This window comes from Deltaproteobacteria bacterium, from assembly GCA_021159305.1.
Classification (GTDB): domain Bacteria; phylum Campylobacterota_A; class Desulfurellia; order JAGGSF01; family JAGGSF01; genus JAGGSF01.
In genome coordinates this window covers 1-14518 of the sequence record JAGGSB010000081.1, presented here as the reverse complement: position 1 = coordinate 14518, position 14518 = coordinate 1, and the positions used below count along the sequence as shown (strand labels likewise).

Annotated in this window: 15 protein-coding genes; 12 read left to right on the top strand and 3 right to left on the bottom strand. The window is 37.7% G+C overall.

What is annotated here, in order from left to right:
- Window positions 1-119 precede the first annotated feature (119 nt).
- Both J7J10_05035 and cysK read right to left on the bottom strand, forming a co-directional pair.
- Window positions 120-1457: an FAD-dependent oxidoreductase gene (locus J7J10_05035; GenBank protein ID MCD6130296.1), complete on the bottom strand. Its 1338-nt coding sequence runs from the start codon at window positions 1455-1457 to the stop codon at window positions 120-122.
- A gap of 21 nt (window positions 1458-1478) precedes the next feature.
- The gene (gene cysK / locus J7J10_05030; GenBank protein ID MCD6130295.1) at window positions 1479-2357 is read right to left on the bottom strand and encodes a cysteine synthase A; all 879 of its coding nucleotides are present in this window, start codon (window positions 2355-2357) and stop codon (window positions 1479-1481) included.
- A gap of 76 nt (window positions 2358-2433) precedes the next feature.
- Between cysK and J7J10_05025 the strand changes: the two genes are divergently transcribed.
- Together J7J10_05025 and J7J10_05020 are read left to right on the top strand one after the other, a co-directional pair.
- Window positions 2434-3339 (top strand): ArsA family ATPase, encoded by a 906-nt coding sequence (locus J7J10_05025; protein MCD6130294.1) that lies wholly within the window; start codon window positions 2434-2436, stop codon window positions 3337-3339.
- A 51-nt stretch (window positions 3340-3390) separates the two neighbouring features.
- Complete coding sequence (locus tag J7J10_05020) at window positions 3391-4470, top strand: nitronate monooxygenase (protein MCD6130293.1); 1080 nt, start codon at window positions 3391-3393, stop codon at window positions 4468-4470.
- A gap of 3 nt (window positions 4471-4473) precedes the next feature.
- On the opposite strand, the gene J7J10_05015 is transcribed toward J7J10_05020, so the two are convergent.
- A complete protein-coding gene (locus J7J10_05015) occupies window positions 4474-4815 on the bottom strand; it encodes a P-II family nitrogen regulator (protein MCD6130292.1) in 342 nt (113 codons plus the stop codon).
- A gap of 633 nt (window positions 4816-5448) precedes the next feature.
- On the opposite strand from J7J10_05015, the gene rpsO reads away from it, so the two are divergent.
- From rpsO to J7J10_04965, 10 genes are read left to right on the top strand one after another with little or no spacing between them, the layout of a single operon-like run.
- Window positions 5449-5715, top strand: a complete 267-nt coding sequence (rpsO, locus tag J7J10_05010) for a 30S ribosomal protein S15 (GenBank protein MCD6130291.1) — start codon at window positions 5449-5451, stop codon at window positions 5713-5715.
- A 1-nt stretch (window position 5716) separates the two neighbouring features.
- The gene (locus J7J10_05005; GenBank protein ID MCD6130290.1) at window positions 5717-7783 is read left to right on the top strand and encodes a polyribonucleotide nucleotidyltransferase; all 2067 of its coding nucleotides are present in this window, start codon (window positions 5717-5719) and stop codon (window positions 7781-7783) included.
- Between the two features lie 14 nt (window positions 7784-7797).
- Window positions 7798-9006 (top strand): insulinase family protein, encoded by a 1209-nt coding sequence (locus J7J10_05000; GenBank protein MCD6130289.1) that lies wholly within the window; start codon window positions 7798-7800, stop codon window positions 9004-9006.
- Window positions 9000-10136, top strand: coding sequence for an alanine--glyoxylate aminotransferase family protein (locus J7J10_04995; GenBank protein ID MCD6130288.1), 1137 nt, complete (start codon window positions 9000-9002; stop codon window positions 10134-10136). The genes J7J10_05000 and J7J10_04995 overlap by 7 nt, the downstream gene beginning before the upstream one ends.
- A complete protein-coding gene (locus J7J10_04990; GenBank protein MCD6130287.1) occupies window positions 10129-11370 on the top strand; it encodes an ATP phosphoribosyltransferase regulatory subunit in 1242 nt (413 codons plus the stop codon). Before J7J10_04995 ends, J7J10_04990 begins: the two co-directional genes overlap by 8 nt.
- On the top strand, window positions 11336-12601 hold the full coding sequence (locus J7J10_04985) for an adenylosuccinate synthase (GenBank protein ID MCD6130286.1): 1266 nt from the start codon (window positions 11336-11338) through the stop codon (window positions 12599-12601). The genes J7J10_04990 and J7J10_04985 overlap by 35 nt, the downstream gene beginning before the upstream one ends.
- 10 nt (window positions 12602-12611) lie before the next feature.
- Window positions 12612-12947, top strand: coding sequence for a histidine triad nucleotide-binding protein (locus J7J10_04980; protein MCD6130285.1), 336 nt, complete (start codon window positions 12612-12614; stop codon window positions 12945-12947).
- On the top strand, window positions 12947-13396 hold the full coding sequence (gene aroQ / locus J7J10_04975; protein ID MCD6130284.1) for a type II 3-dehydroquinate dehydratase: 450 nt from the start codon (window positions 12947-12949) through the stop codon (window positions 13394-13396). Before J7J10_04980 ends, aroQ begins: the two co-directional genes overlap by 1 nt.
- Complete coding sequence (locus tag J7J10_04970; protein MCD6130283.1) at window positions 13377-13841, top strand: Mut7-C RNAse domain-containing protein; 465 nt, start codon at window positions 13377-13379, stop codon at window positions 13839-13841. The genes aroQ and J7J10_04970 overlap by 20 nt, the downstream gene beginning before the upstream one ends.
- 1 nt (window position 13842) lies before the next feature.
- On the top strand, window positions 13843-14091 hold the full coding sequence (locus tag J7J10_04965) for a hypothetical protein (GenBank protein ID MCD6130282.1): 249 nt from the start codon (window positions 13843-13845) through the stop codon (window positions 14089-14091).
- Window positions 14092-14518: the final 427 nt, after the last annotated feature.

Genomic DNA, 14518 nt, shown 5'->3' with positions numbered 1-14518 from the left:
TGTTTCTCTGGGAGTAAGCAAAGGAAAGAGATATATTGGCTTAAAAACCTATCAGGTTCTCATTTCTTTTTGCGGTGTGTTTCTCGTCTTTTTTGGAGGATACTTATTGCTAAATGTAGTTATATAAACTTTTTGGCACGATTTGCCGCAATGAGTAATGGATCCCACACCGGTGAGAAAGGTGGCGAATAGGCCATATCCAGGCTGGACAAATCATCTACTGTAAAATCTTTATATAAACCGGCGGCAACTACATTTATTCTTCCCCATACATATTCCTTTCCTATCATCTGCGCACCAAGCAACCTCCCTGTTCCCTTTTCAGAGAACAAAATAATCTTGATGGGTGAAGAACCCGGATAAGCATGCCCTCTGGTCTGCGAAAGGATAATCGTTTTAACAAAATCTTCCTTTATCTCTTCTCTCACAAGACCTGTTCTTGCCACTGTTAAATCAAAAAGGCTAAATACAGATGTGCCCACTACACCGGGGTAGATGATATTTGCTCCTATGGCATTTGCTCCAGCAATCCTTCCCTGTTTATTTGCTACCGTTCCAGATGGAGAAAATATAGGTTTTTTTAAAAGTCTATGATAATGCTCACAACAATCGCCGCAGGCAAATATATCTCTATCTGATGTTCTTAAGTATCTATCTACCTCTATTGCTCCTGTTTTACCTATGTTTATACCTGCTTCTTTTGCTATCTCTGCATTTGGTTGGACACCAATGGAAATAATAGATAGGTCTGCATCAAATTCACCCTCAGTTGTCACTACTTTCTTTAAAAAACCATCTTTTTCCATAAAACCTTTTATTTCTACTCCGCTTATAAAGTTTATCCCCTTCTCTCCTAATTTTGCCTCTACTTTTTCAGAAATCTCTCCCTCAAATTGAGGTAAAATACGGCCCGGTCTTTTCTTCGCCAGAACAACACTTATTCCCAATTCGTGCAAAGCATGAACAATTTCTAAAGCAATTCTCCCTGCTCCAATGAGAAACGCCTTTTTTGGTTTTCTCTCCTTGATAAAATTCTTCAATCTTTTTCCATCTTCTAAGGTACGCAGTGTGAAAACACCTTTTACCTGTTTTTCCATAGATATATTTATGGCACGGGCACCTGTAGCTATAACCAATTTATCATAACTAATATTATATACTTTATTTTCTTTGTTATCCCATACCTTTACTTCTTTTTTTTCTCTATTAATTTTCTTCGCTTCTTGAAACAATCTTACATCTATACTCCTTTTGTTACGAAAATTATCAGCCGTTAAAACAACAAGCTCGTCCATCGGATTGTCCGCTCTCATCAAATTGTAAGGCATGCCGCATGAGCCGTAAGAAACATCCCCCGTCTTCTCTAAAACAATAACCTCCGCTTCCTTCACACGCCTTTTTGCCTGAGAAGCTGCACTCATTCCTGCAGCCACCCCTCCCACAATAACAATTCTCATATTATTTACCTCGCGTTAAATTCATATTACACTTAAGTAGTGTTCCGCACTGTCTGGAAATATCACCACAATTCTTTTTCCTCTTTGTTTAATATTCAGTGCTGCCCATAGAGCAGCCCCCGAAGATATACCAGCTAATATTCCTTCTTCTCTTGCCAATCTTTTCATAGTATCAAATGCATCCTCATCGCTCACAGCTACAATCTCATCTATTACAGATTCATCCAATATAAGAGGTAAAAATCCTGCACCAATACCTTGAATCTTGTGCTCTCCCTTTATTCCTTTGGAGAGAAATGGTGAGGAGGAAGGTTCAACCCCAATGACCTTAACGCTTTTGTCTTTGTTTTTTAAGTATCTCCCCACACCGGTGATTGTTCCACCCGTTCCTATTGCGCATACAACTATATCTATATCTTTATTCATATCTCTCCATATCTCTTCGCCCGTCTTCTCTTGCGCTAAAGCATTTGCTTCATTTTCAAATTGTCTTAGGAAAAAATGATGAGATTTGTTCCCCAATCTTTCCGCTTCTTTTATCGCCTGCTCCATTCCCCCCTTAACGAGCATCACCTCTGCCCCTAAAAGATTGAGCAATTTTATCCTCTCTACACTCATTCCTTCAGGCATAATGATTTTTGCTTTATAACCTTTTACCGCACAAACACCAGCTACAGCAATGCCTGTATTTCCACTGGTTGCCTCTACAATAATATCTCCCTTTCCTATTACTCCTTTTTTTTCTAAGTCTCCAATCATTGAAAGAGCCGCCCTATCCTTTATGCTGAACCAGGGATTAAAACACTCCAGCTTTACAAATATTTCATTGTTCTTACACAATTTGTTTATCCTTAAAAGAGGAGTATTCCCTATAAGCTGGATCAATGTTTTATAAATCATTTTATTTTCTTACGAAATATTCTTATTTCTGTCAAGCTATTGCTTTTTCCACCACATCTGAGTTATATTAGATAAGATGAGAAAGATTGTAATGTTCACTGGAAAAGGAGGGGTAGGAAAAACAACAACCTCCGTAGCTACAGCTCTTTTGTTTTCTCAACACAAAAGAGTCCTTTTAGTTTCCACAGACCCTGCCGGTTCTCTATCCAACATATTCAATGTAGAATTTAGGGATAAGATAATAAATGTGGATAAAAATTTAGATGTTATAGAACTTACCCGTCCCGTTATTTTGAAATTGTGGAGAAAAAGATTTGGCGATGAGGTATACACTGTAGTTTCATCCTTATTTCCGGTAGAAAGAGACATTCTCGATTATCTGGAAGGTGCGCCCGGTTTGGATGAGGAGTTCATGCTGGATTATGTATTAGAAGCGGTAAAATCAAAAAGATACGATTATATCGTATGGGATACAGCTCCTACTGCTTCCACCTTAAATCTTTTAAATATTCAGTATCTCTTCTACTCACACTTGGGAGAAGCACAAAAACTGTATTTAAGCTTAAAGGGAATATTTTCTAAGATCAAGAGAAAACCGGAAGGAGAACCGTTAGAACTCATTAAAAATTGGAGAAAACTCACCGAACATGTTTTGAATATGCTATCCACCAATGCCTCCACCTGGATTGTAGCAAATCCGGAAAGGCTGCCTGTGGAACAGGCCCTGTTTATAGGGAAATCCATTACAAAATATGGAATAGAACTAAACGGCTACATTCTCAATCGTATATTTCCAGAAGATGTATGTAAGGGAAATGATTTTTTAAAACAAAAAAGAGAGCAACAATTAAAGTGGAAAGAGGACCTTATCAAGAGAGCCGATGCACAGGTAAAGATCATACCGGAGATGGCAGGAGATATAACCAGCAAAGATAAGCTTTTTACTATTGCTCATATGCTCTATGAAGAAAAACCCACTTGAATTTTTTTTCTATAGAGGTAAAAATGAGATACTCTTTATATTGGAGGAAAGTTGAATATACCTACATTGAAAATAGGTGATCATATAGCCCGCATACCCATTATACAGGGAGGTATGGGCGTAGGTGTTTCTTTACACAGGCTTGCCTCAGCCGTAGCTAAAGAAGGTGGAATAGGAATTATTGCTACAGCCGGTATAGGGATGTTAGAACCAGATGGAGCTCAACACTATTTTAGAGCAAGCAGCAGGGTACTGAAGAGAGAAATACATTTAGCGAGAAAATTAGCACCTCAAGGTATCATAGGGGTAAACATAATGGTTTCTACCAATGATTACGAAGTTATGGCAAATGTATCGTTAAAAGAAAATATAGATATCATCTTCTCTGGAGCAGGATTGCCTTTAACTTTACCAAAGTTTAAATCCTATTATCCAGACAGTAGAACAGCACTGGTTCCTATCGTCTCCTCAGGCAGAGCGGCTAATTTAATCAGCAAAAGATGGATAAAACATTACAATTATGTTCCTGATGGTTTTGTTGTAGAAGGGCCATTGGCAGGTGGACATTTGGGATTCAAAATGGAAGACCTGGTAAACAACAGGTTTAAATTAGAAGATTTAGTAAAAGAGGTTTTAGAAGTGGTAAGACAGCTTGAAGAAAAGTATAGGAAAAAGATACCGGTGATTGCCGCTGGAGGCATCTATACAGGATACGATATTGCTAAATTTTTAAGAATGGGAGCATCTGGTGTTCAAATGGCTACCAGATTCGTCACTACACATGAATGTGATGCCTCTATAGAGTTTAAGAAAAACTACATAAAGGCAAAAAAAGAAGATGTTGTTCTCATTGAAAGTCCTCTGGGTATGCCAGGAAGAGCAATAAACAATGAATTTTTAGAGAGTGTGAAGAGAGGAGAGAAAAAACCTTTTAAGTGTGTATTTCACTATTTAAAAGATGCCAGAATAGAAAAAGCTCCTTATTGTATTGCCTTAGCTTTAACCAATGCCCAGAAGGGCAATCTAAAAGATGGCTTTACCTTCGCCGGCTATAATGCCTGGAGAATAGACCGCATCATATCAGTTAAAGAATTAATGAAAGAATTAACAGATGAACTAAAAAAAGCCTGAACCTCAAAGTAGAGCCTTTTCGCCCTTTTCTTTGGTTCTTATCCTGATCGCCTCTTCAATAGGGCTAATAAATATCTTTCCATCACCTATCCGTCCGGTGTGAGCATTTTCAATAATTACATTTACTGCATTGTTGGCTATCTCATCAGGGACAACCAATTCTATCTTTACCTTCGGAAGGAAATCTATAACATATTCCGAACCTCGATATATCTCTGTATGTCCCTTTTGCCTACCATAACCTTTCACTTCAACAACAGTAAGCCCTTTTATTCCTAATTCATTTAACGCTTCTTTTACAGCGCTCAACTTGAATGGTTTTATCACCGCTTCTATTTTTTTCATAACATTCCCAAAGCAAATGCTAACAAAATAATGACTCCATGTCAATAAAATGCCCCGCCGTTTGCCGTGGGGTATCATTAGATGTCATTTTACCCCCGTGTCATTCCGCCCCCGCATCGGTGTGCGGGGTGACATTACTTGATACGGAATCTGGAGTCTGGATTCCCGCGTGCGCGGGAATGACAGAGGAAGAGGGAATGACACTCTTTCCCTGTCATTCCGTGCTTGACACGGAATCTGGATTCCCGCATTCGCGGGAATGACACAAACCGCAGGTTTGGTCGTAAAAACTGGAGCTTTTTGTGACCAAAGGCATTGCCTTACTCCGTAAAATTTTACCTCCATTAAAATTTTGTGACACAAACCGCAGGTTTGGTCGTAAAAACTGGAGGTTTTTGTGACACAAACCGCAGGTTTGGTCGTAAAAACTGGAGCTTTTTACGACACAAAACACGGCAAGCCACGGAAGTATTAAGCCCACCATATGGGATAAAAATACACAGAAGAAAGGTAAATGCCTGTTGCATCATATAGATTTTATATTGATGCAATTAGAAAGCTTTACAAAATGCAGTAGTTTTTGTATCATGTTTATTCTAATAACTGAACTATAGTAAGAAAAGAGGTGGATGAATGTTGACAAAAGAAAGAAAACAAGAAGTAGTCAAAGAATTTGGAGTAAACGAGAAAGATACGGGTTCTATAGAAGTACAGGTTGCTCTTATTACAGAGAGGATAAGGTATCTTACTGAACATTTTAAAGTACACAAAAAGGATTTTCATTCTCGCAGAGGTTTATTAAAACTTATTGGCAGAAGAAGAAAATTTCTTAATTACCTTAAAAGAGACAATTTTCAAAAGTATAAGGATATTATCTCTCGTCTTCACATAAGGGGATAAAATGCAACCTATAAAGATAGAAGGAGAGATAGGGGGAAAGAAAATCACTTTTGAGACGGGGTGGTGGGCAAAGCAGGCAGATGGTGCAGTGCGAGCTACGATAGGTGAAACAATCGTTCTTGCTACCGTAGTTTCATCCAAAGAAGAACCATTAGATGTAGACTTCATGCCGCTTACGGTAAACTATGTGGAAAAATTCTATGCAGCGGGAAGAATTCCGGGAGGATTCTTAAAGAGAGAAGGAAGACCCACTGACACAGATACGCTTAACTCACGTCTTATTGACAGGGCTTTAAGGCCGCTTTTCCCTAAGGATTATAAACAGGATACGCAGGTTGTTGTTACTGTTATCTCCGCAGATGGAGAGAATGATCCTGGTGTTTTAGGCATTTGTGCTGCTTCCTGTGCTTTATCTATATCTGATATTCCTTTCGCAGGTCCCATTGCAGGGATTAGAGTAGGATTAAAAGAAGGCAAATTTATCATTCTGCCTACGGCAACAGAACTTAAGGAAAGTGTATTAAATCTTATTGTTGCAGGTGGCGAAAATGCTGTGGCAATGATTGAAGCCGGAGCCAATGAGCTTTCTGAAGAACAAATAGTAAATGGTATATTTTTTGGACAAGAATGGATAAATAAAATTATAGTGATGCAAAAAGAATTAATAGATAAAGCAGGAAAAGGAAAGAGAGCATATGTCCCAGTGCAAGCAAGTGAAGAGTTAAAAGAAGAAATAGAACATTATAGGGAGAAGATTGCTGCTGCGATCAATATAAGAACAAAGATAGAAAGAAAAGATGCGTTGTATGAAGTGCAAAAAGGGGTAATGGAAGAATTGGGAGACAGCTATGAACATCTTCTAATAAAGACTGTTTTTGAGGATGCGGTGAGAGAAATTGCACGTACGCAGATTTTAGAAAACGGAGTTAGGGTAGACGGCAGAGGATTGGATGATATAAGACCGATTACCTGTGAAATAGGGGTACTTCCCCGCACTCACGGTTCCTGCTTGTTTACCAGAGGAGAAACACAAGCATTAGTTACTACAACATTGGGAGCAAGTGGTGAAAGTCAGATGTTGGATACATTATCAGGCTTAGAGAATGAAAGGTTCATGTTGCATTACAATTTTCCTCCATTTTGTGTAGGAGAAACTGGAAGGCTTGGCCCTCCAGGAAGAAGAGAAATTGGACATGGTGCGTTAGCTCATAGAGCAATCAAGGCTGTTATGCCTCAGGAAAGTCTGTTTCCCTATGTAATACGCGTTGTTTCTGAAATTTTGGAATCCAACGGTTCTTCATCAATGGCCACCGTATGTGGGACAACACTTGCTTTAATGGATGCAGGAGTTCCTATCTCCAAACCCGTTTCTGGTATAGCAATGGGATTAGTAAAAAAAGAAGAGAAAAATTGTATATTAACGGATATAACAGGGGCGGAAGATCATTATGGAGATATGGACTTTAAGGCTGCAGGAACAAAGGATGGGATCACCGCCTTGCAAATGGATATAAAGATAAAGGGAGTGAACAAAGAAATCCTTACGGAAGCTTTAGAGAAGGCAAGAAAGGCAAGGGCAAAGGTATTGGACAAAATGCTCGCTGCTCTTCCCGAAACACGAAAAAGTCTTTCTCCTCATGCCCCCAAAATAGAAATCATTAATATCTCTCCCGACAAAATCAAGGATGTTATTGGACCTGGCGGAAAGATGATCAAAAAAATAACGGAACAAACAGGTGCTAAAATCAACATTTCTCAGGATGGAGAGGTGACAATATTTTGCGAAAAGGCAAATGACATGACAGAAGCTGTGAAAATGGTAAAGGACTTAGCTCAAAAAGTTGAGGGAGGTGAAATATACGAGGGCATAGTAAGCAGAGTGGAGGATTACGGAGCATTTGTTAAAATATCACCAAACATAGAGGGTTTGGTTCATATTTCTCAGCTTGACCGCAGCCGTGTAAACAAAGTGTCTGATATAGTAAGGGTAGGAGATAAGGTAAGGGTAAAAGTATTGTCTATAGATGGGCATGGCAGAGTTTCTCTTTCCAGGAAAGCTCTCCTTTAAAATGTGAGCAAGAAATGAAAAACAACATTGCTATAAGAAAAATAGAAAAAGATGCGAATAGTATTTGTATCGGTATTTGGGTTAAAGTGGGGTCTGCTTTGGAGAACAAACAAGAGCAAGGATTGTCCCACTTTATTGAGCACATGTTATTTAAAGGAACAAAAAAAAGGACCTACCGTCAAATAGCAGAACAGATGGATACATTGGGTGGTGTGATCAACGCCTTTACCTCCCGTGAATTTACATGTTTTTATGTGAAGGTGTGGGAAAGATACTTTCTGGAAGCCTGGGACATATTAACAGATATAGTTACTCAATCTGTAATAGATAAAAATGAATTAGAACAGGAAAGAAAGGTTATCTTAGAAGAGATAAATATGACTCAGGATATGCCGGATGAGTATGTATTTGATGTATTTATGAAAAATGCGTATAAATTCTCTCACCTTGGATGCTCTATTTTAGGAACCAAAGAAAAAATACGGGGCTATACCAGAGAAAACTTAATAAGATTTATGCAGAAGTATTATAAAAAAGAAAATATTATAATTACAATGGGTGGAAAGCATAGAGATATACCCCTTTCTGCATTGGAGGGTGAGTGGTTATACAACTCTCGTGAAAATATAAATAATGGAGAATACCAAGCCACATTCACGCCGGGTAAGGATATTGTGCAAAGAAAATTGGAACAGAGTAACATCATCTTAGGTTGGTCCACCTGTCCGATAGGTAATGAAAGAAAATACGCTGTTTCACTATTTAATAATATACTTGGTGGAAGTATGAGTTCTCACCTGTTCCAGCATATTAGAGAGGAAAAAGGACTTGCTTATTCTATAAGCTCGTCGGCAAGCTTTTTTAAGAAAACAGGGTTGAATTATATATTTGCAGGTACGTCAAAGAAAAATACGCAAACCTTGGTAGATGAGATAAAGAGAGAAATAGAAAAAATAAAGGAAAACTACATCTCCTCAGAAGAGTTGCATAAAGCAAAGGTATATTCAAAAGGGAAAATGATATTGGGTTTAGAAGATACGAAAAATCTAATGTTAAAAGCGGGAACAGATATGATATATTTTGGTCGATACATAGAACCCGAGGAAGTAATAAAAAAGATAGAAGATGTAAAAATGGATAATATTGTAGAGATTATAGATGATATAGATATGAATAAAATGCACTTAACAATATTGGGAGATATAAAGGATATAAAATGGTAATTAAAAAATACCTTATGACACCAGGACCCACTCCTATCCCTTCGTTTGTGAATACCTCTATGCAGAGCCTAATCCATCACAGAACAGGCGAGTTTAGAGAGGTAATCTACTCCTGTAGAAAAATGCTTAAAGAATATTTTCAAACGGAAAATGAGGTTGCAATATTCACTTCTTCTGGTACGGGGGCAATGGAAGCGTCCATCTCCAATACAATGTGTGCAGGAGATAAAATTGTTACAGTAGAAGGCGGAAAATTTGGTGAAAGATGGGGTAAAATTGCTAAATCTTTCGGAGTAAAAAACATACCCTTAAATGTAGAATATGGTGATTATACAAGGCCAGAGGATATAAAAAGAATAATAGATAGTGAAAAGAATATTAAGGGCGTATACATTCAAGCATCAGAAACATCAACCGGCACCTTTCATCCCATAGATGAAATAGGAATAATGTTAAAGAAAGATTATCCAGACATTCTATATGTAGTGGATGGAATAACAGCAGTGGGTGTGATGGATATGAAACCGGATGAATGGGGCATAGATATGCTCATCTCCGGTTCACAAAAGGCACTCATGCTTCCCCCGGGGCTTTCTTTTATCAGTGTAAGCAGCAAGGCAAGAGATTTTATGAAAAGAGCAGAGCTTCCACATTACTATTTTGATATTAAGGGCGAGCTGAGCAAGAAAGATACATTATTTACACCGGCCATAACACTCTTTCTGGGCTTGCAGAGATCATTGAAATACATTTTGTATGAAGAGGGGCTGGAAAATACCATAAGAAGACATGGCCTTTTGGCTCGTGCTGTAAGAGAATCTGTGAAAGCAATGGGCTTGGAGCTATTGTCTAAAAAACCAGCCGATTCTCTAACTGCTGTTATCTCTCCTAAAGACATTAACAGCTCAAATATCGTAAGAATAATGAAAGATGAATGTGGGGTTCAAATATCCAATGGTCAAGGCGATTTAAAAGGAAAGATATTTCGTATCAGTCATATGGGCTACATAGGCAAACCGGATATTGTAATGGCTATTGGTGCATTAGAAATAGCACTAAAGAAATTAGGATATCACTTTTCTTTAGGCCAGGGAACAAAAAGTCTGCTGGAGATATTTTCCAATGGATAAACCCTTTTATAGTATTCCTTCCGGTGTAAGGGAATTATTTCCTCCATTGCCTGCTATAAGCAGGAAAATCGAACAGGAAATAATAAATTTTTTTTCTCTTTACGGATATGAAGAGATTTCCACACCTGTTTTTATGTATGAAGCAAATATGAGAAATGAGTTGTTTGAGCCATTTGAAAGTACATTTTTTAAATTGACAGATAGAAATACAGGAGAAACACTTGTATTAAGGCCGGATGTCTCATTGCAAATCCTGCAGATGGTGCTAAACAAAAGAGAGAAGTTGTTACCCTTAAGATTTTCCTATGCAGAAGATGTTTATAGAGATATGCCTCCTCAAGCAGGGTTGATGAGAGAATTTCGTCAGATCGGAGTAGAACTTCTTGGATTGAAAGAATTGGAAGGGGATGCGGAAATAATTGGGGTTGTTTCAAAAGTATTTAAAAAAATAGGGATAAACAGTCTCGTTTTAAGATTAGGGAATACAGAAATTATAAATACAATAGTTAAAACAAAAGACAAAAAGTTAAAAAGACAACTCATCTCTGCTTTTTCCAGGAAGAATTTCTCTTTAGCTAAATCTATGATGAAAGAGAAAGAAATGGAAACTGCAGATTTGATAGATGTCCTTTCTTCTATAACTAAAAAAGACCAAATCAAAAAGATAAATGTAAAAGGGGAATTAAAAGCAGAGATAAATAAATTAGTGGATCTTCTGGACATTATTCAGGTGGATACCTCTTACATAAAGGTATTTTTGGACCTGCTCTATTGCGAAAATACAAATTATCATAGAGGAATTGCTTTTGAAATATACGCGAAAAATACAGGACAGCCCTTATGTATTGGGGGAAGATACGGTAAAATAACAGAGTTTTTGGGTGAATATATTCCGGCTACGGGATTTACATTAAACTTAGACAGAGTGGTTCAGTCACTAAATATCCACAAAATAGATAAAAAAACAGTGTTTGTTATAGATACGACAAGGGACAAAAAACAGGGAAGAAGGATTTGTAAAATACTGCGAGAAAAAGGAATTCCATCCGTAAGGGACATAATAAAGAGAAATGTAGCAGACTCTCTTGTTTATGCAAGAGAAATGGGATACAAGTGGTGTTTGATTGTAGAGAAGGATATAGAAGTATATGATGTAAATAGAGAAGTTTTTATTCAGATAGACTTTGAGAGGTGGTTGAGTGAATACATTGATAATAGGAATGCAATGGGGTGATGAAGGGAAAGGCAAGATGGTTGATGCACTTGCTCCATCTTATGATGTTGTCATAAGATATCAAGGAGGAGCCAATGCCGGGCACACCATAATAACGGATAAAGGCAAATTTATCTTTCATCACATACCCTCAGGAATGCTCTATCCAGATAAAATATGCATAATAGGAAATGGAATGGTTGTTGATCCCGAAAGTCTTCTACGAGAGATAGATGTATTAAAAAAGATGGGGATTGAATTTAAAAAAAGGTTTTTTATCAGCGATAGGGCACATATCGTTATGCCTTATCATAAAAGTATGGATAAAAAGAGAGAAACACTTCTGGGTGACAAGAAGATAGGGACAACGGGTAGGGGCATTGGTCCCTGTTATGTGGATAAATATGCGCGAATAGGAATAAGAGCTGCTTACCTTAAAGATGAAAATAGACTGCGAGAAAAAGTAGAAAACAATGTAAAAGAAGTGAACGAGATTCATAAAACCTACGGCTTGCCACTTATAAGTGTTGAGGATATGTTTGATTCCTATAGAAGTTATGCACTCAAAATAGCTCCCTATGTTCATAATACCACCTATCTTGTGAACTTTTATTATCAAAAGGGATTGAATATTCTGTTTGAGGGTGCGCAAGGTACAATGCTGGATGTAGATTTTGGCACATACCCTTATACTACCTCGTCTCATCCCTCGGTGGGAGGAGCATTTATTGGCTCAGGTCTTCCACACAAGAGTTTGCACAGGGTTATGGGAGTTATGAAAGCCTATACTACCCGGGTGGGGAGCGGTCCATTCCCCACTGAACTTCTTGGAGAAGAAGGAGATATATTGAGAGAAAATGGCAAAGAATTCGGTTCTACCACAGGCAGAGCACGTCGCTGCGGGAATTTAGATTTGGTAATAGCAAAATATGCATGCATGATAAACGGTATAGATGAAATTGCCTTGACAAAATTAGATGTTTTGGATGGTTTATCTCAACTCAAAATGTGTATAGGGTATGAATACAAGGGAGAAATTGTTACGGAGATTCCTGCAAATACAGAAATGTATGGTGAATACAAACCGATATATAAAACATTGCCCGGTTGGGATAAAACAAAGGGTATAACAAAATACGAGAAGCTTCCCTCCGGTGCTAAAAAATACATTGAAGAGATAGAAGAAAGGCTTAATGTAAAAGTATCAATGGTTTCTACCGGTCCAAAAAGGAAAGAAACCATATTCAGATAAGGAGGATATTGTGTGTATCTTTTGTGATATTATTGAAGGAAAATCGCCCTGTGATAAGGTATATGAAGATGAAAACTATCTCGCTTTTAAAGACATCAAACCCAAGGCACCTGTCCATATTCTTATTGTTCCCAAGAGACACATAGAAAAGGTAGCCGATATGGATGATGAAAATAGAAACATTATTGGTGATATGGCAATTATTGCCAACAGGATTGCTAAGGATTTGAATATAGATAAGAGTGGTTATAGATTAATTATAAATAATGGACCGGATGCCGGACAGGAAGTTTATCATCTTCACCTCCATTTAATGGGAGGAAAAAAGATGATATTCACTGCATAATGAAGATATTGTTTATCAACGGACCCAATTTGAATATGCTGGGAAAAAGGGAAAAAAATACCTACGGTAATTCTTCCTGGAAAGAAATAGAAGAGGAGTTATATAAAGAGGCGCAAAGATTAAATGTAGAGGCATTATTCTTCCAATCCAACCATGAAGGAGAGATTGTAGAACGTATACAAAAAGCACAGGAGGAAAGTATAGGTTTTCTCATTATAAATGCCGGCGCTTATACCCATACCAGTATTGCTATAAGAGATGCTGTTTTATCTGTTCAAATACCCATTATAGAGGTGCACATGTCCAATATATTCAAAAGAGAATCATTTAGACATGTTTCATTTCTATCTGATATTGCTCGGGGAATAATTTGTGGAATGGGCAAACTGAGTTATAAATTGGCACTTCATGCCGCACTTGAACTGAAAAATGGAACACCTGATATGTGATGCAATGTTGGGGAAATTAGCTAAATGGCTACGAATATTGGGATTTGACACCTTATACGAAAGAGAAATAAAAGACGAAAAATTGATAGAAAAAGTAGAAAAAACAGGAAGAATATTGCTTACTGCAGATAAAAGATTGGCAGTGAGGAAAATATTGAGAGGGAAAGTAATATTAATCAGTAGTTTTTTTCTTAAAGAACAATTAAAAGAAACAATAGAAAAACTGCACTTGGAAATAAGAAGAGAAAATTTTTTTTCTCGCTGCCTTATATGCAACTCACCACTTTTGCCTATTTGTAAAGAGAAGATAAAAAATAGAGTTCCTCCTTATGTATATAAAACAATACCATCCTTTTCTATTTGTCCACTTTGTGATAGAATATATTGGTCAGCAACACATAGGGAGAGAATGATAAGTAGATTGAGGTGTTTATTGGAGGTGTGAAATGGTTAAAAAGCTGGTGGATTTTTACAATGCAGCAGCCGCCGCTATGGAAGGCGAGTGCATATTGGATGTACATGCCTATGCTGTACCAGAAAGCAAAGAGTTAAGTATAAGAAGTGAATTGGCGGGTTATGATTGTTTTGAGCCTATTCCAGTAAAAAAAGGAGAGGTGGCAGGAGAATTCAGAGCTCACTATTGGAAGATATTCCCTATTCTAAAGGAACTACTTGACAAAGGGTGGAAGTGGTAATACCACAATAAATAACCCCGCTGTAATCCGCGGACACGGATTAAGAGAGAATAAAAAGTTGATGGTTAATAGAAAAGCCATAAACTAATTATTCTGAAGCAAAGAAGAATTTAAGCCTCTGGATTCCCGCATTCGCGGGAATGACAGAGGGAAAGGTAATTCTGAAGTAGAAAGGAAGAATATTAGCCACAGATTAGCACCGATTTACACAGATAAACATGGTTGATGGTTTTTTCTAAACGCATAATATTTCGTATTTTCTTAACATAAATTTTCATAATGCGACAGAAAAAGAAAGAAAATGTTGTATTCTCATCTCCCTTGCCCCTACCTTCCCCTCTCAGGGGGGAATACAAAGGGGGTCTATCCTCCCTTATTCCGCACCCTCCTGTCATTCCGTCCCCGCATCGGTGTGCGGGGTGACATT